At 71.0% G+C, this 24160-nt stretch carries 24 protein-coding genes and 3 tRNA genes; 15 read left to right on the top strand and 12 right to left on the bottom strand.

Annotated elements, in window-relative coordinates:
- Positions 1–77 precede the first annotated feature (77 nt).
- Both FFG40_RS17355 and FFG40_RS03765 read right to left on the bottom strand, forming a co-directional pair.
- Complete coding sequence (locus FFG40_RS17355) at positions 78–1547, bottom strand: NlpC/P60 family protein (RefSeq protein WP_185974073.1); 1470 nt, start codon at positions 1545–1547, stop codon at positions 78–80.
- A 34-nt stretch (positions 1548–1581) separates the two neighbouring features.
- Positions 1582–2859, bottom strand: a complete 1278-nt coding sequence (locus FFG40_RS03765) for a M23 family metallopeptidase (RefSeq protein ID WP_138802297.1) — start codon at positions 2857–2859, stop codon at positions 1582–1584.
- Positions 2860–3117: 258 nt separating this feature from the next.
- On the opposite strand from FFG40_RS03765, the gene FFG40_RS03760 reads away from it, so the two are divergent.
- The 3 genes from FFG40_RS03760 (at position 3118) to FFG40_RS03750 (ending at position 3394) form a co-directional block, all read left to right on the top strand.
- Positions 3118–3190 (top strand) — tRNA-Glu (locus FFG40_RS03760).
- A 53-nt stretch (positions 3191–3243) separates the two neighbouring features.
- Positions 3244–3320, top strand: a tRNA-Asp gene (locus tag FFG40_RS03755).
- Between the two features lies 1 nt (position 3321).
- Positions 3322–3394: transfer RNA gene (locus tag FFG40_RS03750), tRNA-Phe, on the top strand.
- A 140-nt stretch (positions 3395–3534) separates the two neighbouring features.
- Here FFG40_RS03750 and FFG40_RS03745 read toward each other — a convergent pair.
- Positions 3535–4545 carry an aldo/keto reductase family protein gene (locus tag FFG40_RS03745; protein ID WP_138802296.1) on the bottom strand — a complete coding sequence of 337 codons (1011 nt, stop codon included), beginning with the start codon at positions 4543–4545 and terminating at the stop codon, positions 3535–3537.
- Positions 4546–4672: 127 nt separating this feature from the next.
- On the opposite strand from FFG40_RS03745, the gene FFG40_RS03740 reads away from it, so the two are divergent.
- A complete protein-coding gene (locus FFG40_RS03740; protein WP_138802295.1) occupies positions 4673–5665 on the top strand; it encodes an NAD-dependent epimerase/dehydratase family protein in 993 nt (330 codons plus the stop codon).
- Between the two features lie 107 nt (positions 5666–5772).
- On the opposite strand, the gene rocD is transcribed toward FFG40_RS03740, so the two are convergent.
- Both rocD and ddaH read right to left on the bottom strand, forming a co-directional pair.
- Positions 5773–7002, bottom strand: a complete 1230-nt coding sequence (gene rocD, locus FFG40_RS03735) for an ornithine--oxo-acid transaminase (RefSeq protein WP_071245285.1) — start codon at positions 7000–7002, stop codon at positions 5773–5775.
- On the bottom strand, positions 7002–7910 hold the full coding sequence (ddaH, locus tag FFG40_RS03730; protein ID WP_138802294.1) for a dimethylargininase: 909 nt from the start codon (positions 7908–7910) through the stop codon (positions 7002–7004). The genes rocD and ddaH overlap by 1 nt, the downstream gene beginning before the upstream one ends.
- 246 nt (positions 7911–8156) lie before the next feature.
- On the opposite strand from ddaH, the gene FFG40_RS03725 reads away from it, so the two are divergent.
- The 8 genes from FFG40_RS03725 (at position 8157) to FFG40_RS03690 (ending at position 12771) form a co-directional block, all read left to right on the top strand.
- The gene (locus FFG40_RS03725) at positions 8157–8594 is read left to right on the top strand and encodes an Lrp/AsnC family transcriptional regulator (protein WP_017887694.1); all 438 of its coding nucleotides are present in this window, start codon (positions 8157–8159) and stop codon (positions 8592–8594) included.
- 10 nt (positions 8595–8604) lie between these two features.
- Positions 8605–8985, top strand: a complete 381-nt coding sequence (locus FFG40_RS03720) for a hypothetical protein (RefSeq protein WP_111234288.1) — start codon at positions 8605–8607, stop codon at positions 8983–8985.
- A gap of 3 nt (positions 8986–8988) precedes the next feature.
- On the top strand, positions 8989–9822 hold the full coding sequence (locus FFG40_RS03715; protein ID WP_027467047.1) for a nitroreductase family protein: 834 nt from the start codon (positions 8989–8991) through the stop codon (positions 9820–9822).
- A complete protein-coding gene (locus FFG40_RS03710; RefSeq protein WP_196783350.1) occupies positions 9819–10580 on the top strand; it encodes a YqjF family protein in 762 nt (253 codons plus the stop codon). Before FFG40_RS03715 ends, FFG40_RS03710 begins: the two co-directional genes overlap by 4 nt.
- A 70-nt stretch (positions 10581–10650) precedes the next feature.
- On the top strand, positions 10651–11646 hold the full coding sequence (locus FFG40_RS03705; RefSeq protein ID WP_027467045.1) for an SDR family oxidoreductase: 996 nt from the start codon (positions 10651–10653) through the stop codon (positions 11644–11646).
- On the top strand, positions 11643–11987 hold the full coding sequence (locus tag FFG40_RS03700) for a hypothetical protein (protein WP_138802293.1): 345 nt from the start codon (positions 11643–11645) through the stop codon (positions 11985–11987). The genes FFG40_RS03705 and FFG40_RS03700 overlap by 4 nt, the downstream gene beginning before the upstream one ends.
- A gap of 33 nt (positions 11988–12020) precedes the next feature.
- Positions 12021–12563, top strand: a complete 543-nt coding sequence (locus FFG40_RS03695) for a dihydrofolate reductase family protein (protein ID WP_138802292.1) — start codon at positions 12021–12023, stop codon at positions 12561–12563.
- Positions 12564–12573: 10 nt separating this feature from the next.
- A complete protein-coding gene (locus FFG40_RS03690) occupies positions 12574–12771 on the top strand; it encodes a hypothetical protein (protein WP_035809337.1) in 198 nt (65 codons plus the stop codon).
- A gap of 124 nt (positions 12772–12895) precedes the next feature.
- On the opposite strand, the gene FFG40_RS03685 is transcribed toward FFG40_RS03690, so the two are convergent.
- Entirely contained in the window at positions 12896–16465 is a 3570-nt protein-coding gene (locus tag FFG40_RS03685) for a bifunctional proline dehydrogenase/L-glutamate gamma-semialdehyde dehydrogenase (protein ID WP_138802291.1), read from the bottom strand.
- Positions 16466–16593: 128 nt separating this feature from the next.
- Between FFG40_RS03685 and FFG40_RS03680 the strand changes: the two genes are divergently transcribed.
- On the top strand, positions 16594–17073 hold the full coding sequence (locus tag FFG40_RS03680; protein WP_138802290.1) for a MarR family winged helix-turn-helix transcriptional regulator: 480 nt from the start codon (positions 16594–16596) through the stop codon (positions 17071–17073).
- Here the strand turns inward: FFG40_RS03680 and FFG40_RS03675 are convergent.
- The 6 genes from FFG40_RS03675 to FFG40_RS03650 all read right to left on the bottom strand — a co-directional run bounded on the left by FFG40_RS03675 (position 17070) and on the right by FFG40_RS03650 (position 22185).
- Positions 17070–17777, bottom strand: coding sequence for a zf-HC2 domain-containing protein (locus FFG40_RS03675; RefSeq protein WP_138802289.1), 708 nt, complete (start codon positions 17775–17777; stop codon positions 17070–17072). The two genes, FFG40_RS03680 and FFG40_RS03675, sit on opposite strands and share 4 nt — an antisense overlap.
- Positions 17774–18289, bottom strand: coding sequence for a sigma-70 family RNA polymerase sigma factor (locus FFG40_RS03670; protein WP_071245305.1), 516 nt, complete (start codon positions 18287–18289; stop codon positions 17774–17776). Before FFG40_RS03670 ends, FFG40_RS03675 begins: the two co-directional genes overlap by 4 nt.
- A complete protein-coding gene (locus FFG40_RS03665; protein WP_138802288.1) occupies positions 18286–18975 on the bottom strand; it encodes a YceI family protein in 690 nt (229 codons plus the stop codon). The genes FFG40_RS03670 and FFG40_RS03665 overlap by 4 nt, the downstream gene beginning before the upstream one ends.
- A 42-nt stretch (positions 18976–19017) precedes the next feature.
- Complete coding sequence (locus FFG40_RS03660; protein ID WP_138802287.1) at positions 19018–20082, bottom strand: TerC family protein; 1065 nt, start codon at positions 20080–20082, stop codon at positions 19018–19020.
- 119 nt (positions 20083–20201) lie between these two features.
- Positions 20202–20729, bottom strand: a complete 528-nt coding sequence (locus tag FFG40_RS03655; protein WP_138802286.1) for an AAA family ATPase — start codon at positions 20727–20729, stop codon at positions 20202–20204.
- A gap of 91 nt (positions 20730–20820) precedes the next feature.
- Positions 20821–22185: a hypothetical protein gene (locus FFG40_RS03650; protein ID WP_138802285.1), complete on the bottom strand. Its 1365-nt coding sequence runs from the start codon at positions 22183–22185 to the stop codon at positions 20821–20823.
- A gap of 99 nt (positions 22186–22284) precedes the next feature.
- Between FFG40_RS03650 and FFG40_RS03645 the strand changes: the two genes are divergently transcribed.
- Together FFG40_RS03645 and FFG40_RS03640 are read left to right on the top strand one after the other, a co-directional pair.
- On the top strand, positions 22285–23142 hold the full coding sequence (locus FFG40_RS03645; RefSeq protein ID WP_138802284.1) for an NAD-dependent epimerase/dehydratase family protein: 858 nt from the start codon (positions 22285–22287) through the stop codon (positions 23140–23142).
- Between the two features lie 65 nt (positions 23143–23207).
- Positions 23208–24155, top strand: a complete 948-nt coding sequence (locus tag FFG40_RS03640) for a hypothetical protein (RefSeq protein ID WP_138802283.1) — start codon at positions 23208–23210, stop codon at positions 24153–24155.
- Positions 24156–24160: the final 5 nt, after the last annotated feature.

The raw sequence follows: 24160 nt of genomic DNA, 5'->3' as shown, positions 1-24160 counted from the left end.
GTTGGTCCGTGCAGGTACGCCCGATCTCGCTTGGTACTGCATCCGCTCTGGGAAAGAACGGGCGCACCGGGAGCTGGCTACAGGGAACCGCTCGGGCGCGCGACGTACGGCATGAGCTGGTTCGGCAGCCAGATCGCGCGCTCGACGACGCCGACGCCGGGGCGCGCGGCCTCGACCATGGTGCCGTAGCTCGTCACGATCGAGTCGTGGTACGCCCCCGAGGCGGTGCCGTTCGACGAGTAGAACAGGATGTCGCCGGGCTGGCGCTGGGACAGCGGGACGAGGCGACCGATCGACTTGAAGTAGTTGTACTGCCAGACGACGTTGTGCCCACCGGTCGCGATGCCCTGCGAGTTGTAGGCCATCATCACGAGTCCGGAGCAGTCCCAGGTGGTCGGGCCGGCGCCGCCGAGGACGTACGCCTCGCCGAGCTGCCCTCGGGCGTAGGAGATCGCGCCGGCGGCCCTCGAGGGGCTGCTCGGGGCCGGTGCGGGGGCGGGTGCTGGCGCAGGGGCCGGGGCGGGAGCAGGGGCGGGTGCCGGCTTGCTCGGCGTGCTGGGAGTGCTCGGCTTGCTCGGGGTACTCGGCTTCGCAGGGGTGCCGGGGTTCGACGGGGTGCTCGGCTTGGACGGCGTGCTCGGGACAGCCGGGGTGGAGGTCCCGCCACCGGTGCTGCCGGCGCCGCCCGTGTTGCCGGTGTTGCTGCCGCTCGTGCCCCCGCCGGTGGCGTTCCCGGTACCGGAGTCGTTCCCGGTGCCGGCGTCGCCCGTCTGCTTGGCGATGGCGGCCGCGGCGGCCTTCGCCTGCTGCGCGCTCCAGTACGCGGTCTCCGTCGCGACGCTCGTGCCCTTCAGGTACGCGAGCTGGCGCAGGACCTCGGCCTGCTGGTCCTGTTCCTTCTGCACCCGCGCCTGGGCGCCTGCGGCCACGTCGTTGGCCGTCGCGAAGGTGGTCTTCGTCGCCTCGGTCGCCTTGCTCAGGGCCTTCTCGGCGGCGGACTGCTGGGCCGCCAGGGACTCGACGGTCTTCTGGTCGGCACGTGCCTCGGCCAGGACGGTCGCGGAGCGCTCGGACAGGTGCGACATCGTGCCGACGCGGTAGAGCAGGTCCTTCGAGTCCGACGAGTCCATGAGCATCGTCGTCGACAGGTCACCGCCGCCCGTGCGGGACAGCTCGACCACGAGCCCGGCGACCTGGCCGGCCGAGTCGTCCGCCCGGTCCTTCGCACGCTTCGACTGCGCGGACAGGTCGGCGAGGGTGTCCTCGGCCTCCTGCTGCTGCGACGCCGCCAGGGCGTACGCCTGCCCGGCCTGCTGCTCGGCGACACCGGCCTGGTCGGCGGCGTCCTGCAGCGTGCCGAGCCGGTCGCTCAGCTCGTCGACCGTCTGCTGGGCGTCGGCCGCGTCGGACTTGGCGGCCTTGACGTCGTCCCAGGACGGACCCGAGGGCGCGGCCTGGGCCGGTCCGGCGATGACGACCGACAGGCCGATGCCGACCACGGCGATGGTCGCGATCCCGCAGGAGAACGAGCGAGCGGAGGTGGTCATGACGTGGAAGGACTCGTTCCGGTGGCGCTGATGCTCATACCGAGATCCCCCGCGCTGCCATGAAGGGGACGGGGTCGACGGCAGCGCCGTTGACCCGGGTCTCGAAGTGGAGGTGGCACCCGGTCGACCAGCCGGTCGAGCCGATCTTGGCGATCTGCTGCCCCGCGGTGACGTGCTGGCCGGCGGCGACCATGATCCCGCCGTCGACGACGTGGCCGTACGCGGTGGAGATGCCGCCGCCGTTGTCGAGGATGACCTCGTTGCCGTACCCGCCACCGTTGCCGGCGAAGGTGACGGTGCCGTCGTGTGCCGCGTAGATCGGGGCGTAGCAGGCCGGGGCCAGGTCGACGCCGGCGTGCAGGGCGCTGACGTGGGTGTACGGGTCGACGCGGTAGCCGTAGGGGCTGGTCTGGTACCCGCCGGCGGGCCGGACCCAGCCGGACGCGTTCGCGCTGCCGCCGCCGGTGCCGCCCTGGCTCGTGGCTGCGGCCTTGGCTGCTGCCTTCGCGGCGGCTGCGGCGAGGCGGGCCTGGCGGGCCTTCTCGGCGGCGACGCCCTTGCGGTAGTCGGCCTCGACGCCGCGCTGCTTCGAGGTGAGCGCGGTCAGCTGCGCCTCGAGCCGGGACTCGTTGTCGTTCTGGGCGTCCACCGCGGTCTGTGCGGCGTCGGCGGCACCCTGGGCCTGCTGCATCTTCGACTGCGCGGCGTCGGCGAGGTCGCCCAGGGCTGCTTTCGCGGTGTCCGCCTTGTCGGCCTGGGCCTGGGCGGTGCCGCGGTCCTGCGAGGCCTGCGAGTAGATGCCGTCGGCCTGCTCGCTGAGCTTCGACATGGCACCGAGCTCGTAGAGCAGGTCGCCGGAGTCCGAGGGGTGCGTGAGGATGTCCGTCGTCACGTCGTCCGCGCTGGCCCGACCGAGCTGCGCGGCGAGCTGACCGGCCTGCGCTTCGGACCGCGCGGCGGTCTGTTCGGCCTCGTCGGCCTGGGACTGCAGCGACTTCTGCTTGAGCGTCGCCTCGTCGAACTTGCTCTGCGCGGCCTGGTACGCCTCGCCCGCGGCCTGTGCGGCCTTCTGCTTGGCAGCCGCCTCGCTCTTCAGCGACGAGATGAGCGACTTGATCTCGCTGACCTTGGCCTGCTGGGCGCTGGTCGACGACTTCGCCTGCTGCACCTCGTCCCAGCTGGGGTAGCTCGCAGCGCTGGCGGACGACGTCGGGGCGAGGGCCGCGAGCGTGCCGGCCGTGAGCGCGACGGCGACCGCGGCGGCGATCAGGCGGCTGCGGGTGCGGAGGGAGAAGGGAGTGGAGGTCGACATGTATCTCGATTTCGTAACAGCGCGGCAAGGCTCACGCACGTAACACTGTTAACAGGTGCAACAGTAACAACACGGGTCGCAGGCTCGACAGCCCCTCGGACGAGGGGTGCGACCGCCGACGATGCTCGCACCGACAGCATCCGAGACCCGTGCGCTGACGCCGCGACACGCCGGGGATGCACGGTTGGCGGGGTCGGATTTGTGAAACCCGGGGGGCATCCGTATGCTTGTCCATCGGTAGCGCGATGCACTGCTTGCGGCCCTATCGTTTAGTGGCCTAGGACACCGCCCTTTCACGGCGGCAGCACGGGTTCGAATCCCGTTGGGGTCACTCTTTGAGTGAGCGAGCAAGTAGTACTGAACAACACCACAGCAATTCAATATGGCCCTGTAGCGCAGCTGGTTAGCGTGCCGCCCTGTCACGGCGGAGGTCGCGGGTTCAAGTCCCGTCAGGGTCGCCACGGCTGGATAGCTCAGTTGGTAGAGCGTTCGACTGAAAATCGAAAGGTCCACGGATCGATGCCGTGTCCAGCCACCGGTGAAGGCCCCCTGCTTCGGCAGGGGGCCTTTTCCGTTGTCTGGGCGGTGTGACCTGCTCGCAAAACACCGGTGTCCGCGCATCGAGCCGCGGCATGCGCGTGTTCAACGGGCGAACACCGGTGTTTCGCGGAGGGCCTAGGCCTCGCGCGTCTTCGGGCTGCTGTCGTTCGTCTTCGCGGGGTCGCGCTCGACCACGGCGCCCAGGGCATCGTCGATCCGCGACATGAGCTCCGCGGGGATCGTGACGCCGGCAGCGCCCGCGTTGTCGTGCACCTGCTCCGGACGCGAGGCCCCGATGATCGCGCTCGCGACGTTGTCGTTCTGCAGGACCCAGGCGACGGCGAGCTGCGCCATCGACAGGTCGAGCTCGTCGGCGACCGGCTGCAACTCCTGCACCGAGGACAGCACCTCGTCGCGCATGAACCGCTTGATCATGTCCGCGCCGCCCTTGTCGTCGGTCGCGCGGGAGCCCTCGGGCAGCGGCTGACCCGGCTTGTACTTGCCGGTGAGCACCCCCTGGGCGATCGGGGACCAGACGATCTGCGAGATGCCGAGTTCCTTCGAAGTGGGGACGACCTCGTCCTCGATGACCCGCCACAGCGCCGAGTACTGCGGCTGGTTCGAGATGAGCTGGAAGCCGAGGTCCTTCGCGAGCGCAGCACCCGCACGCAGCTGGTCCGCGGTCCACTCGCTGACGCCGACGTACAGGACCTTGCCCTGGCGCACGATGTCCGCGAAGGCCTGCATCGTCTCTTCGAGCGGGGTCTCGTGGTCGTAGCGGTGCGCCTGGTACAGGTCGACGTAGTCCGTCTGCAGCCGCTGCAGCGAGCCGTCGATCGACTCGAGGATGTGCTTGCGGGACAGCCCGGTGTCGTTGTGGCCCTTCGGACCGGTCGGCCCGAAGACCTTCGTGGCGATCTCGAGGGACTGGCGCAGCTCCCCCTTGAGTGCTTCACCGAGGACCGTCTCCGCGCCGGTGTTGGCGTAGACGTCGGCGGTGTCGAACGTCGAGATGCCGACCTCGAGGGCGGCCTTGACGCAGGCGATCGCCGCGTCGTTCTCGACCTGGGATGCGTGGGTGAGCCAGTTGCCGTAGGTGATCTCGGAGACCTTGAGGCCCGAGTTGCCGAGGTAGCGGTACTCCATGTGCGTGTCACTCCTGTCGTGGGGCGCGTCGGTGCGACCCGAACCGTGACGGTAGTCGGCTCGGACGGTGCAGGATCACATGGGACGACGGCGCGACGCGGTGCCGCCGGAGAGCGAGGGAGCATCCATGACCGGAGCGAGCGTGTTGTTCATCGGCGGGAGCGGCGTCATCAGCGCCGCCTGCGTCCGGGAAGCCGTCGAGCAGGGGTTCGACGTCACCGTGCTCAACCGGGGGACCACCGGGGGCAGGCCGATCCCGGAGGGTGTGACGCGCCTCCAGGCCGACGTGTCGGACCGCAGCGCACTGGCGGACGCACTCGGCGACCAGCGCTTCGACGTGGTCGTGAACTGGATCGCCTTCACGCCGGACCAGGTGCAGGCCGACGTCGACTTCTTCGCCGGGCGGACGCGGCAGTACGTGTTCATCAGCTCGGCCTCGGCGTACCAGACGCCGGCGACGCACCTGCCGATCACGGAGTCGACGCCGCTGAAGAACCCGTACTGGCAGTACTCGCGCGACAAGATCGCGTGCGAGGAGCTGCTGCTGCAGGCGTACCGGGAGCAGGACTTCCCGGTGACGATCGTGCGGCCGTCGCACACCTACGACGAGACGAAGCTGCCGCTGACCGGCGGCTGGACCGCGGTTGCTCGGATGCGTGCCGGCAAGCCGGTCATCATCACCGGCGACGGCACCTCGCTGTGGACCCTGACGCACAGTCGCGACTTCGCGGTCGGGTTCACGGGGCTGCTCGACCGGGCCGAGGCGATCGGTGAGCCCTTCACGATCACCAGCGACGAGGCGCCGACGTGGAACGCCATCGCGCACGAGATCGCGGCGGCGGCCGGGGTCGAGGACCTGCGGATCGTGCACGTGCCGGCGGATGCCATCGCCGCCGCGGACGCTGAGTGGGGCGCGGCGCTGCTCGGCGACAAGGCGAACAGCTCCGTGTTCGACAACAGCAAGGTCCGGTCGCTCGTGCCGTGGTACCGGCCGCGCACGACCTACCGGCAGGGTGTGCGCGAGGTCATCGCCTGGTACGAGGCGCACCCCGAGGAGCAGGTCGTCGACGAGCGGATCGATGCACTGATGGACGAGCTGGCGGCGCGCTGGGCGGTGTGAGCCGCACTGGTTGACGCGCGCCGGCGCACGCAAGACACCGGTGTTCGCGCTCCGCACCGCGGGATGCGGGGGTTCAACGCGCGAACACCGGTGTTTTGCGGATCAGGTCAGGCGCGCGCCGTCAGGACGTCGGCCAGGGTCCCGATCGCGAAGCGCACCTCGTCGTCGGTGACGACCAGGGGCGGCGCGAAGCGGATCGTCGACCCGTGGGTGTCCTTCACCAGGAGCCCGCGGTCGGCGAGGTCCTTCGAGATCGCCTTGCCGGTGCCGAGCGCGGGGTCGATGTCGATCCCCGCCCAGAGTCCGGCGACCCGGTGCGAGACGACACCCTTGCCGAGCAGGTCGTCGAGCAGGCCGCGCAACAGCGGTTCGCCGTCGAGGGCCCGCTGCTGGAACGTGCCCTCTCCGAGCATCGCCACGACCTCGGCACCGACGGCCGCGGCGAGCGGGTTGCCGCCGAAGGTCGACCCGTGTTCGCCGGGGCGCAGGACCCCGAGGACGGCAGCCGAACCGACGACCGCCGACACCGGCACGATGCCGCCGCCGAGGGCCTTGCCGAGCGTGATGAGGTCGGGGCGGACCCCGACGCGCTGCACCGCGAGCGTGTGCCCCGTGCGACCGAGGCCGGACTGGATCTCGTCGGCGATGAACAGCGCGCCGAACTCGTCGCAGACCGCGCGGACGTCAGGAAGGTAGGACTCCGGCGGGATGACCACGCCGCCCTCGCCCTGGATCGGCTCGAGCAGCACGGCGACGACGGTCTCGTCCATCGCCTCGCGCAGAGCCGCAGCGTCGCCGTACGGCACCGTGCGGAAGCCGGGCGTGAACGGTCCGAAGTCATCGTGGGCCGAGGGGTCGTCCGAGAACGAGATGATCGTCGTGGTGCGGCCGTGGAAGTTCCCGGACGCGACGATGATCGTCGCCCGCTCGGCCGGCACGCCCTTGACGCGGTAGCCCCAGGCGCGGGACACCTTGATCGCGGACTCGACGGCCTCGGCACCGGTGTTCATCGGCAGGACCATCTCGGTCTCCGTCAACGCCGCCAGTGCTGCGGCGAACGGCCCGAGCTGGTCGTTCACGAACGCCCGGCTGGTCAGCGTCACGCGGTCGAGCTGCGCCCGTGCGGCGTCGAGCAGCCGCGGGTTGCCGTGGCCGAAGTTCACCGCGGAGTACGCGGCGAGGCCGTCCAGGTACTGCTTGCCGTCGACGTCGGTGACGGTCGCTCCGGCACCCGACGCGATGACGACGGGCAGCGGGCTGTAGTTGTGCGCGAGGGCGCGGTCCTCGACGGCGAGCGCCGCCGCGGTGTTGACCCCGAGCGACGCTGCCGCCGACATCAGCTGACCCCGAGCGAACGCGCGACCGAGGTGCCGGTGCCGACCGGGTGCAGGTCGAGGGTGCAGCACTTCACGCCGCCGCCGCCGAGCAGCAGCTCGGACAGGTCGACGCCGATCGGGTTGTAGCCCTTCTCCCGCAGCTGCTCGGCGAACCGGACAGCCCGGGCGGCGATCACGACGTTGTACCCGTCGGAGTACGAGTTCAGGCCGAGGATCGCGGCGTCTTCTTCGGTGGCGATGATCGCGTCGGGGAAGCGCTCGCGCAGGATCGCCAGCGACGGCTCGTCGAAGGCGCTCTCCAGGTACGCGATGTTGCTCGTCCCGTCGACGGAGGGCTCGGGGTCGAGCACGGCGATCGCGGTGTCGAGGTGGTAGAAGCTCGGGTTGATGAGCTTGAGGGTGACGACCTCGCGGCCGTAGATCTTCGCGAGCTCGTCGTGCGAGGTGCTGTCCGACCGGAAGCCGGTGCCGGCGAAGATGGTGTCCCCGATGAGCAGGAAGTCGCCCTCGCCCTCGTTGGTCTGCTCCGGCTCGGCGACGGTCAGACCGGCCTGGCGGAACCAGTCCATGTACGCGGGGCCCTCGGGCTGGCGCTCCGGGTACTGGAACTTCGCGCCGTACGCGATGCCGTCGAGGACGAACCCGCCGTTGGCCGCGTAGACCATGTCCGGCAGGCCGTCGATCGGGTCGATGTACGAGATGTCGAAGCCGAGCTCCTCGTAGACGGCGACGAGCGACTCCCACTGCTCGACGGCCTTCGACGTGTCGGTCGGCTCCTCCGGGTGCATCCACGGGTTGATCCGGTAGCTCACGGTGTAGAAGTCCGGCTTGCACATCAGGATCGTGCGCTTGGTGGCGACACGGGCCGGGGTGGCGACGGACTCGGGTGCGGGTGCGGTGTTCGACATCAGTCCTCCTGGAAGGGACCGGGGCCCGAGCCTGCCAGGAACCGAAACGGAACGAGGAGAAGAGCTCCGGTGAGATGCAGGCTCACTCACCGCAGCGGACCAGGTCGACGCCACTCAGAAGTCTGGCATGAACCGTCCGACGAGTGCAGTCCCCCGCCTGCGGGACCGTGACACCCGTTCGGGTGACGCACGTTTCGTGCGCGAGACCCATCAGCCTCGCAACAAGTCCGCGTACGATAGGGACAAATGGATACGCTCGACCACCGCATCCTGGATCAGCTCCGGGACAACGCCCGCGCCGGCTACGGCGACATCGGGTCGGTGGTCGGACTCTCGGCCTCGGCCGTCAAGCGCCGCGTCGACCGGCTGGTCGGTGACGGCGTCATCCAGGGCTTCACGATCAAGGTCGACCCCGCCGTCGAGGACCGCGGCACCGAGGCCTGGGTCGAGCTCTACTGCCGCGGCACCGTCTCGCCCGACGAGCTGCGTGCCCTGCTCGACACCGTCCCCGAGGTCATCGACGCGGGCACGGTCACCGGCAGCGCCGACGCCGTCGTGCACATGCGCTCGAAGGACCTGTCCGCGCTCGAGGAGGCGCTCGACAAGGTCCGCCTCGCACCCCAGGTCGACCACACCCGCTCCGCGATCGTGCTCTCCAAGCTCGTCAGTCGAGAGACCGCGTAACGTCCCACGCATGGGACGGAAGACGGTCTGGAGGCGCGACTCGGCACCCACGGGATCGCGCCCGGCCCGGCAGCTGGTCACCGCTGCGAGCGTCGCCTACGTCGCGAACTGCCTGTGGGGCACCGCGGTCGCCGTGCGGCTGATCCGCACGAAGAAGCTCCGCGTCGTGCACCACGGCCTGTTCGTCGTGACCGCGACCCTGACCGGCGTCGCCGCGACGACCCCCGCGTGGACGCGCGACCGAACCGCACTGTTCCTGCTGCCGGCACTCGTGCCCCTGGCGGTCGCTCCACGCACGAACCCGCGCTCCGGAGCACACTGGAGGGTCGCGGTCGCCGCCGCACCGTCCTACCTGGGGGCCGTGCTCGCACGCAGGCGATCAGAGAGGTGAGCAGTGGAGCTGTTCGAGGCCATCCGACGACGACGCACGACGAACGGGCCGTTCCTGCCCGATCCGGTGTCGGACGAGCACCAGCGGCTGCTCATGGAGCTCGCCGGCCGGGCGCCGTCCCAGCTCAACAGCCAGCCGTGGCGCTTCGTGCTGATCGAGGAACGCCAGACGATCGACCGCGTCGCCGAGATCAGCGGCAGCTCGATGACCCGCACCATGGCCGAGGGCACGTTCTTCGAGCGGTACAAGCCGTACTTCCGGTTCTCCAAGGCCGAGATGGACGAGCGGCGCGACGGCATGCTGTTCGACAAGCTCCCCGGGCCGCTGCGGCCGTTCACGAAGCAGGTGTTCACGAAGCGCGGGCAGCTGCTCATGAACACGCTCCGGGTGCCGCAGACCCTGGGTGAGGAGAACCGGAAGCTCGTCGCCGGGTCACCGCTGCTGCTCGGCGTGATGCTCGACCGCCACGAGTACCGGAAGGAGGAGCTGTCCGGCTTCTACTCGGTGTTCAGCATGGGCGCGGCGATGGAGAACATCTGGCTCGCGACGACCGAGCTCGGCCTGGGGATCCAGTTCGTGTCCTTCCCGATGGAGACCCCCGGCGCGTGGGAGGAGATCGAGGGACTGCTCCGCGTGCCCGAGTCGCTCGAGCTGATGGCCGTCTACCGGATCGGGTACCTGCCCCCGGAACGACGACGGCCGGCCATCGACTGGACGTCGAGCGAGCGGAAGCGTCCCTCGCAGTACGTGTTCCGCGGCACCTGCGACACCCCGCAGCGCGGGTGGGACGACGCACCCGTCGCAGCCCACATCGAACCGGAGGCGACCACATCGTGACCGACACCCGACCCACCCAGAGCACCCCGGGCCTCCAGGCCGTCGCCCCCGGCCTGCCGGGCCGCCCCTGGATCTCGCAGGACTGGCTCGACGTCGTCTTCGTGCACTGGCGCGTCGACGTGTCGGCGGTGGCCCCGCTGCTGCCGGCCGGCACGCGGCCCGACACGATGGCGCTCGACGGCACCGACGACGGGGTGACCACCTGGGTGGGCCTCATCGCGTTCCGGTTCGAGGACACCCGGTTCCCGCCGTTCTCGACCGGGAGCATCGGCGACTTCGTCGAGCTGAACGTCCGCGTCTACACGGTCGACGAGCAGGGGCAGCGCGGGGTGGTGTTCCTGTCGCTCGACGCCGGCAAGCTCCTGCCGACCATCGGCGCACGCGTCGCGACCGGACTGCCGTACCGGTGGGCGATCGCGGAGTCGCGCAGCGGTGACGGCCGAGTGGGGTACGCGATGCGGCGGCACGGCACCCACCTGCGGTCGATGCTCGACGTCCGTGTGGGCGAGGTGCTCGACGAGCCGGGGCCGCTCGAGACGTTCCTGACGGCTCGGTGGGGCATGCACGTGCACCGGGCGGGGCGGACGCGGTTCTGGCCGAACGAGCACGAGTCGTGGCCGTTGCACCGGGCCTCGGTGGTGTCGCTGCGGGACGACCTGGTCGGAGCGGCGGGGCTGCCCTTCGGGCTGACCGAGCTCGAGCCGGACTCGGTGCTCTACTCGCCGGGGGTCACGACGCGGTTCGGTCGGGGGCGCTGAGGCACGGCTACGGCAACGTCGGGGGACAGCGGCTGAGTGGTGCACGGTCGACCGCAGGTACAAGGGAGCCATGACTCGAGTGGCAGTGGTGACCGGTGGATCCGCAGGACTGGGACGGGCGACCGTCCGGGAGCTCGCCGCACGGGGGTGGGACGTGGCCGTCCTGGCCCGCGGGCAGGAGGGCGTCGACGCCGCCGTCGCCGAGGTCGAGGCAGCCGGGCGACGCGGGCTGGCCCTGGTCGCCGACGTCTCCGACCGCGACGCCGTCGAGGCCGCGGCCGACCGCGTCGAGCGGGAGCTCGGACCGATCGACCTGTGGGTGAACGGCGTGATGGTCGGGGTGTTCGGGAAGTTCCTCGACACCGCCCCGGAGGACTTCGAGCGCGCGCTGCACGTGACCTACCTCGGCTTCGTGAACGGCACCCGGTCGGCGCTGTCGCGGATGGTCCCCCGCGGTCGTGGGCACGTGATCCAGGTCGGTTCGGCGCTCGGGTTCCGGGGGATCCCGCTGCAGGCCGCGTACTGCGGCGCGAAGCACGCGATCGTCGGGTTCACCGAGTCCGTCGTCTCCGAGCTGCGCGAACAGGGCAGCAAGGTCAAGGTGTCCCGCGTGGACATGCCGGCCCTCAACACGATCCAGTTCCAGTGGGTGAAGTCGAAGCTGCCGCACCACCCGCAGCCGGTCGCCCCGATCTACCAGCCCGAGGTCGGCGCCCGCGCCATCGCCGCCGTGGCCGAACGACCGCGCAGCCGCACCTGGGTGGGCGAGTCGACGGTCTACACGATCCTCGGCAACCGGATCAGCGGACGCTTCGCCGACTGGTACGCCGCCAAGACCCTGGTCGACGGGCAGCAGGCACCGGACAAGGACGGCCTCGAGATGCGGGACAACCTGTACGAGCCGGTTCCGGGCGACCACGGCGCGCACGGGGTCTTCGACGAGTCAGCGCATGCCTGGTCGCCGCAGACCTGGTGGGTGGAGCACCGCCGGGTCGGCAACGGCATCATCGGGGCGGTGCTCGGTGCGGCCGGTGCCGCTGCACTCGTCGCGGGACGCCGACGATGAGCCGCCGGTCGTCCGCCGGTGACGGGGCAGCCGTCGTCGAGCTGGCGCGTGCCGGGCTCGGCCTGTGGCACCTGAGCCGTGCGGCCCGAGGGTCGGACCAGGCCGTGCTGCACGGCGTGCTCGGGGTCCGTCAGCTCGCACAGGCTGCGCTCGTCGCGCGGGCTGGTTCCGGCAACGCGCACACCCTGAGCGCCGTCGTGGACGCCCTGCACGGCGTGACGATGGTGCCGCTGGCCGTCGCCGATCCGCGTCGACGCCGGTTCGCGGTCGACCAGCTCTGGATCGCCGCGGTGCTCGCGGTCGCCGAGGCAGCGGTCGTCGGTCGCGGCGGTCGTCGCTGACTCCTGTCGGGGGTGCTCGGTAGCGTCCCCGTCATGAGCACGATCTACTCCGTCGCGTCCTCGCTGGACGGCTTCGTCGCTGCGCCCGACGACGACCTCGACTGGCTGCTGCAGTTCGGTTTCGAGCCGTTCCAGGAGCACCACGACCGGTTCTTCGCCGGCGTCGGGGCGATCGCGATGGGGTCGACGACGTACGAGTGGCTGCTCGAGCACGACGACACGTGGGCGTACCCGGACCTGGCGACGTGGGTGTTCACGACCCGAGACCTGCCGGTGCCCGACGGCGTCGACGTGCGTTTCGTCTCGGGCGAGGTCGGCGACCACCAGGCCGACCTCGAGCGCGAGGCCGCCGGGCGTGACGTCTGGGTCGTCGGCGGCGGACTGCTCGCGGCGCAGTACCAGCAGGCGGGCATCCTCGACGAGCTGCGGGTCACCGTGATGCCGGTCGCACTCGGCGGCGGAGCGCCCCTGCTGCCGGTCGCCGCACCGACCCCGGTGTTCGAGCTCGTCGGCACCACGCAGTTCGACGGCGGGGCGGTCGAGCTCCACTACCGTTCCGCAGCAACCGCGGCGTAGCGTCCGGAGCATGAGCGACAACGAGCAGACCGAGCCCGTCATGGACGGTGCCACCGATGCCACGAACCACGAGAAGCTGCAGGGCCTGATCGAGCAGGTCGACCACGACCACGCCGGCGAGGGCGCCGGCGCGATGGCGGACCACCTGCGCGACCGCATGGACGAGACCGGCGTCGAGGACGAAGACGCGGGTGACGCCGAGGACTGATCCTCGAGTCAGTTCGTGAGCAGAAGAGGTCGGGTCCCGTCTGGGAACCCGACCTCTTCTGCTCACGAAGCGGAACGCACGAAGCGGAACGCGCGAAGCGGAACGCTCGCGACGCGCGCAGCGCCTAGACGCGCAGCTCGGAGAAGTCGCTGTCGACGTCACCGAACCGGTGCGCGGTGATCGACACCGACTGCTCGCGCAGGTACGGCAGCATCTCGATCACGCCGGCCTCGACCACGGGGGCGTCGTGGATCGCGACGTCGATGCTCGCGCCCAGGGCTTCTTCGAGGGCGAGCGGGTCACCGCCGAGCAACCGGATCCGGGCACCGGGACCACCGAACGCCGTGTGGGCCGGCCGGTCCTGCCCCTGCGACAACACGGCCTCGAGCGCGTCGACCGGCTGGTCGTCCTGGTCGGTGGACCAGTCCGCCAGGAACACGGCTCCCGACGACGCGCGGGCGTGGAACTCCTGGTCGGACTCGACCAGGTGGTCGACGACGTCGAGCGGGGACCGGTTCGACGCGAGCAGCTGCGTGAGCGGGCCCGGCAGCGGCCGAGCCGTGCTGAGCAGGATGTGCGCGCGTGCCGAGGTCGCGGCGACGAGCGTCCGGACGAGGTCCACGGTCGAGGCGTCCTCGGCCTGGCGCACGATGACGGACTGGGGTCGGTGGCGCAGCACGTTCCGCTGCACCACGAGCCCGGACAGGTCCCGCGACCGGAAGAGCGTCTCTCGTGCATGCACGTCGCTCAGGGCTCCGGCGCGGACACGGTCGAACTCCTCGAACGACAGCCCGCTGCGCGCGGCCTCGATCACCGCGGTGACGCGTGGGGGCAGGCCGTGCAGCTGGATGCTCTTGTGCACGGTCCGGGGTGTGGGCTGCCAGCGGCCGAGGGTCGCGACGTACATCGGGCCGCCGGCCTTGGTGCCGGTGCCGACCGAAGAACCCTTCCAGCCACCGAACGGCTGGCGCCCCACGACGGCACCGGTGATGCCGCGGTTGACGGACAGGTTGCCGGCGTGGACCCGGGCCAGCCACTCGGACACCTCGTCGACGTCGAGCGAGTGGATGCCCGCCGCCAGCCCGAAGTCGGTGCCGTTCTGGATGGCGATCGCCTGCTCGAGGGTCTCGGCGCGCATGATGCCGAGCACCGGGCCGGAGTGCACGGTCTGGTGGAAGTCGCTGCCGGGTCGGACGCCGTCCCGGATGCCCGGCGACCAGAGCCGGCCGGAGTCGTCGACCGCCTCGGGTTGCACGAGCCAGGACTCCCCCGGCCCGAGCTCGGTCAGTCCCTGGCGGAGCGTGCCCTGCGGTTCGGCGATGAGCGGGCCGACCTGCGCCGTGGGGTCGTCCGGCCACGCGACCCGGAGCGTGCGGGTGGCGTCGACGAGCTGCCGCTGGAAGCGCTCGCTCTCACCCACGGACCCGACCAGGATCACGAGGGACGCCGCCGAGCACTGCTGTCCGGCGTGCCCGAAGGCGGACTGCACGATGTCCTGCACCGCCAGGTCGAGGTCGGCGCTCGGCGTGACGACGATGGCGTTCTTGCCGCTCGTCTCGGCGGTGAGCGGCAGTCCGGCACGCCACCAGCGGAACGAGCGGGCGGTGTCCGACGAGCCGGTCAGGATGATGCGGTCGACCGTGGGGTGGCCGATGAGGTCGCGGCCGAGTTCGTCCTCGGCCAGGTCGACGAGCTGCAGCAGCGAGTGCGGCACCCCGGCGTCCCAGAGCACGTCGGCGAACACGGCACCGGAACGCTTCGCCTCGGGCGCGGGCTTGAGCACGACACCGCTGCCCGCGGCGAGCGCCGCCAGCACGCCACCGGCGGGGATCGCGACCGGGGAGCTCCACGGCGGCACGACGACGATCAGCCGCGGCGGCACGAACTGCGCGCCCTCGACGTCACCGAGGCGGCGGGCGCTCTCGGCGTAGTAGTGGGCGGCGTCGACGGCCTCGGTCACCTCGGCATCGGCCTCGGCGAAGGTCGTGCCCGTCTCGGCGGCCATCACCTCGATCAGGTCGGCGCGGCGGGTCTCGAGTTCGTGCCCGATGAGGTCGAGGAGCTCGGCACGGTCGGACGGGTCCTGCCGCCCCCAGTTCACGCCGGCCTGGGCGGTCCGCGCCATGATCCGCTCGAGCTTGGACCGGTCGGCGACCTTCGCGCCGCGGATGGTCTGTGCGCCGAGCTGCGAGCGCGGCACCCGGCGCAGGACGTCGAGCGCCCAGGCCCGGTTCGCGGCGACGGACGGGTCGGTGTCGGGGGCGTTGCGGAACGCGTCGCGCAGGACCGGTTCGCCGAGGGCACGGTGGCGGTCCTGCGTGCGGTGGCTGGCGGGGACGGGCTCGTCGAGTGCGGCGACGGACGCCAGGAACCGGCTGTGCTCCCGCTCGAAGACGCTGGCGTCGTGGTCGATGTCGGCTGCGGCGGCGATGAAGTTCTCGGGGCTCGCGCTCTCCTGCAGGCGCCGGGCGAGGTACGCGATGGCCGAGTCGAACTCGTCCGGCTGCACGACGGGCGTGTAGAGCAGGACCTGCCCGACGTCGGCCCGGACGGCCTGGGCGTGGGTGGACGCCATGCCCAGCAGCATCTCGACGTCGACGGCGTCGGTGACCCCTCGGCGCTGCGCGAGCACCCACGCGGTGGCGAGGTCGAACAGGTTGTGTCCGGCGACCCCGATCCGCACGGCGTCGGTGCGCTCCGGCGTCAGTGCGGTGTCGAGCATCCGGAGGTAGGCGGTGTCGGTCTCGCGCTTGCTGCCCCAGGTGGCGAGGGGCCACCCGTGCAGGATCGCGTCGACGTGCTCCATGGCGAGGTTCGCGCCCTTGACGAGCCGCACCGTGATCGGGGCACCGCCGCGTGCCCGGCGTTCCTGTGCCCACTCGGTCAGCGCGTCGAGCGCTCCCGCGGCGTCGGGCAGGTAGGCCTGCAGCACGATGCCGGCCTGCAGGTCGGCGAACTCGTCACGGTCGAGCAGCGCCCGGAACACGGCGAGGGTGACGTCGAGGTCGCGGTACTCCTCGATGTCGAGGTTGATGAACTTGGCGGGGCGTCCGGAGGCCGTCGGCGCCGCGGCCAGGCGGTAGAGCGGGACGAGTCGGTCGACGACGCGCTCGACCGTCTGGTCGAAGGCCCACGGCGAGGTCTGCGGCACGACGGAGCTCACCTTGATCGACACGTGGTCGACGTCGTCGCGGGCGAGCAGGTCCATGGTGCCCTGCAGGCGTCGATCGCTCTCGGCACTGCCGAGGACGGCTTCGCCGAGCAGGTTCACGTTCAGTCGGGTGCCCGGACCGCGGACCTTGGCGAGGGCCGGGCCGAGCTTGCTCGTGCTCGCGTCGATGACCAGGTGCCCGGTCATCCGGCGCAGGATCCGACGTGCGGTCGGGATCACGGCCCACGGTGCCATGGTGGCGAACCCACCGCCGAGCGTCACCGCCCCGCGCAGGTACCAGGCGAGGAAGTCGGGGACGTCACGGCTCAGCTGCTCGAGGTTCCGTGCCGCCACGCGGGGGTCTTCGGGGCGGACGACCTTGTCCACGAAACCCCGGGTGAAGTCGAGGCCCTGCTCGTCGCGCAGGACCTCGGCCAGACGGACCGCACCCGGGTCGGGCTTCGCCCCGGCGGACGCCGCCAGCCACCGGCGCACGAGCGCGACGGCGTCATCGGTGGTGTCCTGGAGGCGAGCACTCGGCATCCCCCGATCGTATGCCGCACGTCCGACGCGACCTCGGAGCACGCCGTACGTCGGCCAGGAGTCATCCGAGCGGATGAAAGGGGTCGCTGGGCGGACCGACCGTCCGCCCGGTGGATACGCTGGTCGGCATGTCGACGGAGGGCAACGGTGGCCACGACTGGGTCACCTGGGACGCGTACCACGACGCCTGGCGACGACTCGACCGGGCGCTCGACCGAGCCGTCCAGGCGGGCGCCGGCATCTCCGTCCCCGAGTTCGAGATCCTGATCGGCCTGCACCGCGACCCGGACCACCGTCTGCGCGTCCGGGACATCGCCGCGGGCATCGGCTGGGAGAAGTCTCGCGTCAGCCACCAGGTCACGCGGATGGTCTCCCGCGGCCTGGTCGAGCGGGCGGACTGCCCGAGCGACGCCCGCGGCAGCTGGGTGGTGATGACCGCGGACGGCCGTCGCGCGGTGCTCGCCGGCATCCGCGCGCACACCGGTGCGCTCGAGGACCTGTTCTGGAGGCCCGTGGGGACCGACGCCGAGACGCTGCGGTCCGTCAGTGCGCGCGTCCAGGAGGCCATCGGCCCCGACGACGCCTCGGACGAGGCCGACGTCGGCTAGAGCGTGACGACGGCGAGCGCGCCGCGCTCACCGCGCAGCCGGACCTGCACGCTCTTGATGTCGTCCCGCGGGATGTCCGTCGACGCCGACAGCCCTCGTGCGTCCGCGCCGGCAGCAGTCCACGACCCCACGGTCTGCGTCGTGCCGTCGGTCCGGACGACCACCAGGTCGTAGAGGATCGACCCGTCCGGCGACCACTCCTTGCCGCCGTACGAGCACCCCCAGTCGAAGCGGGTGCCCCACTGCTCGCCGCTGATGGCGAGCTGGACGTCGAGTCCCTGCACCCCGGTCATGTCGTAGCGGTCGGCGGAGGCAGCTGCCGTCGGAGCGGCACCGGCCTGCACCGTGGTGCGCTCCCCCGCGGCACCGACCGCGAGCCCGCCCAGGACGGCGGCGACCACCGCGAGCCCCGCGGTGGCGGCGACCCAGACCCGGCGACGGCGGCGACGGTGTCGGACGCGGTGCGCGACGGAGGCGAGGTCGCTCTCGGAACGGGTGTCGGGCCTCCCGTCCGGTTCTGCGATCTCGATCGCCTGGTCGGCCGGCAGCTTGCCGAGCAGCCCCGGCAGACCGACCAGCTCGGCGACGGCGGCCGCACAGCGGTCGCACGTCTCGAGGTGCCGCTCGTACTCCAGTCGTTCACCGGCCGGGAGCGACCCCAGGACGTACGCCGCATCCCACTCCGCGTACTTGTCGTCGCTCATCGGGTCACTCCTCGTTCCTGCAGTGCGAGCCGGAGGGCTCGCAGCCCGTAGTGCAACCGCGACTTGGCGGTGCCCTCCGGGATGTCGTGTCGCCGCGCGATCTCCGGCACCGTGTGGCCGAGCCAGTACGCGTCCACCACCACGCGGCGGTGGTCCGGGGTCAGCGACGCGAGTGCGTCGGCGACCACGATCCGGTCCAGCACGGCGTCCGTGCTGTCCGACTCGATCCGTTCGACCTGGTGCTCGGTGCCGTGCTCGCGGCGGTTGCGCGCCGACCGCGCGTCGTCGACCACCAGGTTGCGCGCCACCGTGAACAGCCACGCGCGTGCGCTGTCGGGTGCCCGTTCGAGCACGGCCGGACGCTGCCAGGCGCGGACCATCGTCTCCTGCACGACGTCCTCGACCGTCGAGCCGTCCCGCGTGAGGTGCCGGACGTACCGCGTGAGCGCGTCACCGTGCTCGCGGTACAGCGTCGCGAGCAGCTCGTCCGCGGAACGACTCGTCACGGTCACTTCCCGAGGTCGAGGGAGAACTCGACGGAGCCCTTCCCGTCCACGGTGACGAAGCCGAGCGAGGGGGCCTTCACGCCGTAGTCGGCGAACGTGATCGGCACGGTGCCGGCGACCTGGACGGTCCCGCCCTTGCCGACCGCGACCTGCGCGTCGGCCGTGACCGGCTTCTCGACGCCGTGCAGGTCCATCGTGCCGGTCAGGGTGACGTCCTGCGTGGAGCCGTCGAGCGCCTTCGTGACGTCGACGGGCTTCGTCAGCTCGAACGTGGCAGTGGGGTACTTGTCGGTCTGCAGCGCGGTGGAGCGGAAGTACTCGTCGCGGGCTGCTTCGGGGGTGCTGATCTTGCCGACCTGGACGGTGACGGTCGCCTTGGTGAGGGAGCCGCCGTCGACGACGGCGGTGCCCTTGACGTCCTTCGTGCGACCGACCACGTTCACATCATTCCCCTGCAGGACCTCGTGCACCCGGTACCCGGCGTACGAGCTGCTCGTGCTGGTCCAGGTGCCGTCGGCGTCCTTCGCGTCGAGGGTGCCGGACGAGGACGCCGACAGCGAGGGTGCTGCGGCGGCCTGGCCGTTGACGGTGTTCGCGTAGATGACGGGGCAGGCGATGACGGCTGCTGCCGCCACGACGACGACGCCGGCGGAGATCCCGATGATGACCTTGGTGCGTTTGCGGAGTGCCATACCCAGACGACGAGACGGCCGGGCGGATCGTTCAAACGGATTTCAGTCGGAGGTGCGGGCGCGGTCCTGGTCGGCGCGGTCCTGGTCGGCCCGGTCATCGTCCGCCGCTGTGTCGTCCGCGGTCACGGCGTCGGCGGCCGGGGTCTCGCCGCGCATCCGGACGAGGCTCGCCAGCGTCGACACGGCCATCGCGGCGACGATCACCAGCAGGGACACCCACGTGTTGATCTCCGGCGCCCACTCGATGTGGTGGCCGCCGTTCAGGAACGGCAGCTCGTTGTCGTGCAGCGCGTGCAGGACGAGCTTCACGCCGATGAAGGCCAGGATCACGGCGATGCCGTACTTCAGGTAGACCAGACGCTCGAGCAGTCCGCCCAGCAGGAAGTAGAGCTGGCGCAGACCCATCAGCGCGAAGACGTTCGCGGTGAACACGATGAAGGGGCTCTCGGTGATGCCGAAGATCGCCGGGATCGAGTCGAGCGCGAACAGCAGGTCGGTGGTGCCGATCGCGATGAGCACGATGAGCAGCGGCGTGAAGTGCCGGACACCGTCGTGGTGGGTGCGGAACTTCATGCCGTCGTACGTGTCGGTGAGACGGACCCGGCGGCGGAGCAGCCGGACGATGAAGGTGTCCTTCTGGTCGTCCTCGTCCTCGCCGCGGAGCTGCTGGATCGCCGTCCAGATCAGCCAGGCGCCGAAGATGTAGAAGATCCACGAGAAGTTCTCGATGAGCTGCGCGCCGACCAGGATGAAGATCCCGCGGAGCACGAGCGCGATGATGATGCCGAGCAGCAGCACCTCCTGCTGGATCTTCTTCGGCACCGAGAAGCGCGCCATGATGATGACGAAGACGAACAGGTTGTCGATGCTCAGGCTGTACTCGGTCAACCAGCCCGCCAGGAACTGCCCGGCGGAGTCGCCACCGGCGAAGACCAGCATGAGCACCGCGAAGATCAGTGCGAGCCCGACGTAGATGCCCACCCAGATGCCGGATTCGCGCAGCGTCGGCACGTGCGGGCGACGCGCGACGATGAGCAGGTCGGCGAGCAGGATCGCGACCAGGGCGATCATCGAGCCGACTTCGAACACGACGGGGAGCTCGGGCATGCGGAGCCTTCCTTGCTGGTGGTGGGGCGGGCGGCTTCGTGAGCGACCCGCACCAGTCTCCGGCATGATCCGGGCGGTGGCGAACCCCGGGGCTGCGTGCGGCGGACAGAGCCGTGCTGTCAGCGCGCTGACGTCACCGCGTCCGCGACGGTCCGTGCGACCTCGGTGGCGGGGGCCTCGGTCGCGTCGATGACCTCTGCCTCGGCATGCAGCCAGCCGCGCGCCGCCTCGGCGTAGGCGTCGACGTACGCGAACCGGAACGTCGACGGCCCCACGATCGGGTCGTTCTGGATCCGGTCGCGGAGCGTCGGCCCGTCGACGTGCAGCACGAAGTGCCGGACCGGGATCCCGTGGGAGGCGAGCCCCGCGGCGATCTCCCGCCAGTAGGCCTCGACCAGGACCGTCATCGGCATGATGAGCGGCCCGCCCACGTAGTCGTGCACCCGGCGAGCGGTCTCGACCACGAGCGGCCGCCACGGGTCCCAGTGCTGGAAGTTGTCGCTGGCCGGCAGCGCCGGCGTGACGTCCATCAGCACCTCGCCGACCTTCTCGGCATCGAGGATCCGCGAACCGGGCAGCAACGGCTGGAGCAGTCGACTCGTCGTCGTCTTCCCCGCCCCGTGGGTTCCGTTCAACCAGACGATCACACCAGGACCCTAGCCGCCGACCACCCCGTGGGGCGGTCGGCGGCTGGTCGGGCGGTCAGTCAGCGGTTCGGCCCGCCGGCAGGTCGGCCGGTCAGCGACCGCTGAGGTCGTACGGACGCACGGTGGAGTCGACCGTCGTCAGGTACCCGCCCCCGGCGAGCGCCGTCGGCAGCGTGATGGTGCGGAGCACGGAGGGCTTCGCACCGGTGGTGTCGATCTGGGTGATCTCCCCCTCGTCGCCCCGCGTCACGAACACACTGCGGCCGTCGTCGGTCGCCGCGGTGAACCGCACCGAGGCCCCGGCGGCCGACTGTCCGGCGACGGGCCCCTTGTGCAGCGGCGTGAGCGGGACCGAGGTCGTCCGGCCGGAGTAGACACCGTCGGCCTGCTTCCGCACCAGGACGAGCGAGTCCCCGGTGCCCGAGGTCAGCGCGATGGCGGCGAACCGTGCGGTGACGGCGACCCGGGTGAAGGACCCGGTGCCGAGGTCGACGCTGTGGATCCTGCTCGAGGACGTCGACGAGGTGGTCAGGTACGCGGGGACGGTGTTCCACGGGGTGCCCGCAGCCGTGCTGCCGGCCTGGGTGCCGACCACGGTCGTCCCGTCCGGCGCCATGCGTGGCCGGTAGCTCTGCACGCTCGGCTTCGGGTACGCGACGGACCGGGAGCCCGTGAAGCCGGTCCGCGTCACCCGGACGGTCTGCACGCCGGCGGCCAGGTCGGAGCCGATCACCGTCCCCGTGGCGTTGACGACCGGGCCGTGCGGGTACGCGCCGAGGGGCGTGGTCGCGACGGGGCGCGGGTGGGTCGCGCCGCGCATGATCGCGGACACGGAGTAGGCGTCGAGGCGTCCACCCGCGGTGACGACCAGGCGCAGGGGGCTGCCGACCAGGAACGTCTCGACCTCTTCGGTGCCGCGCTTGCCGGTCGTGGCGAGCTGCACCGCCGAGGTGTCGATCCGGGCGGTGCGCTCCACCTTCCGTTGCAGGTCGATGACCGTGACCCGCTGCCGCTCGGAGCCGTCGAAGTCGGAGCCGACCGCCAGGTGCCGGCGCGCGGTGTCGGTCGACAACCATCCGGCACGCTCCCAGCGCCCGTCGGCGTTCGGGATCGCGTAGTGCTGCGCGATCCGTGCGGTGCCGCGGGGACCGATCGCCATGACGTCGAGCTGGGGCTTCGACTCGTCCATGAACGCGATCCGGCCGTGGCCGAGCTGCACGGAACCCGCGTGGGTGCCGAACTCGATCCCGCTCAGGGTGGCGGTCCGCCTGCCCGTGACGGCGTCGTTGACGTACACGCGCTTCGCCGTCGGGTCAGCCGTGACGAGCCAGCTGTGGTGGGCGGTCCGGGTCACGGCGGGAGCGGCCGAGGCGGGGACGGCGATCGCCGTGGCGACGAGCGGGACGAGCCCGGCCAGGACGAGCGCGGGGAGGAGACGCAGGGATCGAGGGGACATGGAACTCCTGTCGAGAAGACCGGACGGTGATCGCCCAGTTGAGAACCATTATCACCAAGCTCCCCGCCTTCCACCATGAGACCGTGCCAAGGTCGAGCCGTGCAGAACTCCACGACAGTCGTCATCGCCGGATGCGGCGACCTCGGGGCCGAAGCCGGCCTGCGCTTCGCCGGCCTGGGCCACCACGTGATCGGACTCCGCCGCCGCGCCGAGCTGATCCCCGCGCCGATCACCGGCCGGAGCGTCGACCTGCGACACGAGGTCCCCGAGATCCCGGCCGACACGAGCGTCGTCGTCGTGGCCTTCGCCGCCGGCAGCCGCGACGTCGACGAGTACCGCGCCACCTACGTCGACGGCCTGCGCAACGTGCTCGACGGCATCGACGCATCGGAGGCCGACCCCCGGCTGCTCGTCGTGTCCTCGACCGCCGTGTACGACGTCTCGGACGGCAGCGAGGTCACCGAGGAGACACCCGCGCGCGCGGCGACCCCGACCGCCGAGGTCCTGGTCGAAGCGGAGGTCCTGCTGCGCGAACGCGCTCCCGGCGCCGTGCTGGTCCGGCTGTCGGGCGTCTACGGTCCGGGCCGCGAGCGGCTCATCGACCAGGTCCGATCCGGTGCCGCACGGCTGGCGCCGGGGACCTCACCGCACACGAACCGCATCCACCGCGACGACGCCGCAGCAGCGCTCGTGCACCTGGCGGCGCTGCCGGATCCGGCACCGCTCTACCTGGGCACCGACGACGAACCGAGCCGGCTGGACGACGTGCTGCGGTTCCTGGCCGACGAACTCCACGTCGCCGAGCCGTCGACGGGCGACGGTGACGCGCGGCAGGCCGGCGGCGACAAGCGCCTGTCGAACGCGCTGCTCCGGTCGACGGGATGGGCGCCCCAGTACCCGACGTTCCGTGAGGGCTACCGCGCCGTGCTGGCGGGCGAGGGCACCCGCCACCCCTGACCTTTGACGAGCCGCGCGGTCGGGACCGGTTGACACCGCCTCCCGACGCCGGTACGAATACCAGCATGGGGAATATCGGCGGCATCGTTGCTGCAACCGGATCGGTGTCGCTCGCGGACAAGGGGGCCGATCTGATCGTCGCGCTGGTCGCTGCCGTGATCATCGCTGTGTTCAGCCTCGCCGTCGGGGGGAAGGGCAAGGGCAAGTCCGCGAGTGGATCGGGATCACCGTTCCAGCAGGTCACGAACAACAGCGGGACGGTCGTCCAGGCGGGACGAGATGCACGCGACCTGCACTTCTACGACCAGCGGATGTCGATCCAGCAGAACGTGACGGTCCAAGCGCAGAACAACCAGTCGAGTTCAGGAGGCGGCGACTGGGGGCCGATCATCCTCGCAGCCGCGGTGGGCCTGGTCGCTGCCCTCGGCTTCGTCTCGTACTCGAACCTCGCGTTCGGACTGCTGCTCGGTGCGGCCGTCGGCGGCGCGGTCGGGTTCGTCGTCGCGCTGGCCCGATCAGCGAGACTCGGCGTGCTCGGCGACCGCCGGGTGATCCGCATCATCATCGTCGTCGTCGTCCTCGCGGTCGAGGGCGTGCTCATCGCCACGTTCGCGCTGCACCGGACCTGGGGCAGCCATCGCCTGAGCGACTTCCAGGCCCTCGCGGAGAGCGTCAGGGGCAACGACTCGTCCTGGTCGATCGAGTACCCCATCGAAGTCGCTCGCGCCCTGCACGGCCCGGCGATCTGGCTGAGCGGTCTCCAGATCACCGTGGTCTTCCTGGCCGCACTCGCCGCGGTGCTCTTCGCGATCGTGCAGATCCTCGAATGGCAGAACATGCTCCGCATCGTCGGTGGGACAGTGTCCGGTCGGGCGTCAGCGCGCGCCGAGAAGTTCGCTGCGGCGTCGGTCAAGTCCGAATTCGGGTACGTCGTGCCGCCCGTGCTCCTGGTCGCCGTCATGTGGATCGTGGACGCCTTGGGCAACGGAGACCTCACCCAGGTGTTCCAGTAACGGCC

Source organism: Curtobacterium sp. KBS0715, from assembly GCF_005938005.2.
Lineage (GTDB): Bacteria > Actinomycetota > Actinomycetes > Actinomycetales > Microbacteriaceae > Curtobacterium > Curtobacterium flaccumfaciens.
This window is presented reverse-complemented; position numbering and strand designations above follow the sequence as displayed.

Excerpts from the sequence above, each read along its gene's own strand:
- rocD (WP_071245285.1), bottom strand. The coding sequence starts at position 7,002 with ATGTCGGCGGCAGCGTCGCTCGGGGTCAACACCGCGGCGGCGCTCGCC.
- FFG40_RS03650 (WP_138802285.1), bottom strand. The coding sequence starts at position 22,185 with ATGTCCCCTCGATCCCTGCGTCTCCTCCCCGCGCTCGTCCTGGCCGGG.
- FFG40_RS03660 (WP_138802287.1), bottom strand. The coding sequence starts at position 20,082 with ATGCCCGAGCTCCCCGTCGTGTTCGAAGTCGGCTCGATGATCGCCCTG.
- FFG40_RS03725 (WP_017887694.1), top strand. The coding sequence starts at position 8,157 with ATGGATACGCTCGACCACCGCATCCTGGATCAGCTCCGGGACAACGCC.
- FFG40_RS03700 (WP_138802293.1), top strand. The coding sequence starts at position 11,643 with ATGAGCCGCCGGTCGTCCGCCGGTGACGGGGCAGCCGTCGTCGAGCTG.
- FFG40_RS03675 (WP_138802289.1), bottom strand. The coding sequence starts at position 17,777 with ATGAGCGACGACAAGTACGCGGAGTGGGATGCGGCGTACGTCCTGGGG.
- FFG40_RS03705 (WP_027467045.1), top strand. The coding sequence starts at position 10,651 with ATGACTCGAGTGGCAGTGGTGACCGGTGGATCCGCAGGACTGGGACGG.
- FFG40_RS03680 (WP_138802290.1), top strand. The coding sequence starts at position 16,594 with ATGTCGACGGAGGGCAACGGTGGCCACGACTGGGTCACCTGGGACGCG.
- FFG40_RS03740 (WP_138802295.1), top strand. The coding sequence starts at position 4,673 with ATGACCGGAGCGAGCGTGTTGTTCATCGGCGGGAGCGGCGTCATCAGC.
- FFG40_RS03665 (WP_138802288.1), bottom strand. The coding sequence starts at position 18,975 with ATGGCACTCCGCAAACGCACCAAGGTCATCATCGGGATCTCCGCCGGC.
- FFG40_RS03720 (WP_111234288.1), top strand. The coding sequence starts at position 8,605 with ATGGGACGGAAGACGGTCTGGAGGCGCGACTCGGCACCCACGGGATCG.
- FFG40_RS03640 (WP_138802283.1), top strand. The coding sequence starts at position 23,208 with ATGGGGAATATCGGCGGCATCGTTGCTGCAACCGGATCGGTGTCGCTC.
- ddaH (WP_138802294.1), bottom strand. The coding sequence starts at position 7,910 with ATGTCGAACACCGCACCCGCACCCGAGTCCGTCGCCACCCCGGCCCGT.
- FFG40_RS03695 (WP_138802292.1), top strand. The coding sequence starts at position 12,021 with ATGAGCACGATCTACTCCGTCGCGTCCTCGCTGGACGGCTTCGTCGCT.
- FFG40_RS03745 (WP_138802296.1), bottom strand. The coding sequence starts at position 4,545 with ATGGAGTACCGCTACCTCGGCAACTCGGGCCTCAAGGTCTCCGAGATC.
- FFG40_RS03685 (WP_138802291.1), bottom strand. The coding sequence starts at position 16,465 with ATGCCGAGTGCTCGCCTCCAGGACACCACCGATGACGCCGTCGCGCTC.
- FFG40_RS17355 (WP_185974073.1), bottom strand. The coding sequence starts at position 1,547 with ATGACCACCTCCGCTCGCTCGTTCTCCTGCGGGATCGCGACCATCGCC.
- FFG40_RS03765 (WP_138802297.1), bottom strand. The coding sequence starts at position 2,859 with ATGTCGACCTCCACTCCCTTCTCCCTCCGCACCCGCAGCCGCCTGATC.
- FFG40_RS03690 (WP_035809337.1), top strand. The coding sequence starts at position 12,574 with ATGAGCGACAACGAGCAGACCGAGCCCGTCATGGACGGTGCCACCGAT.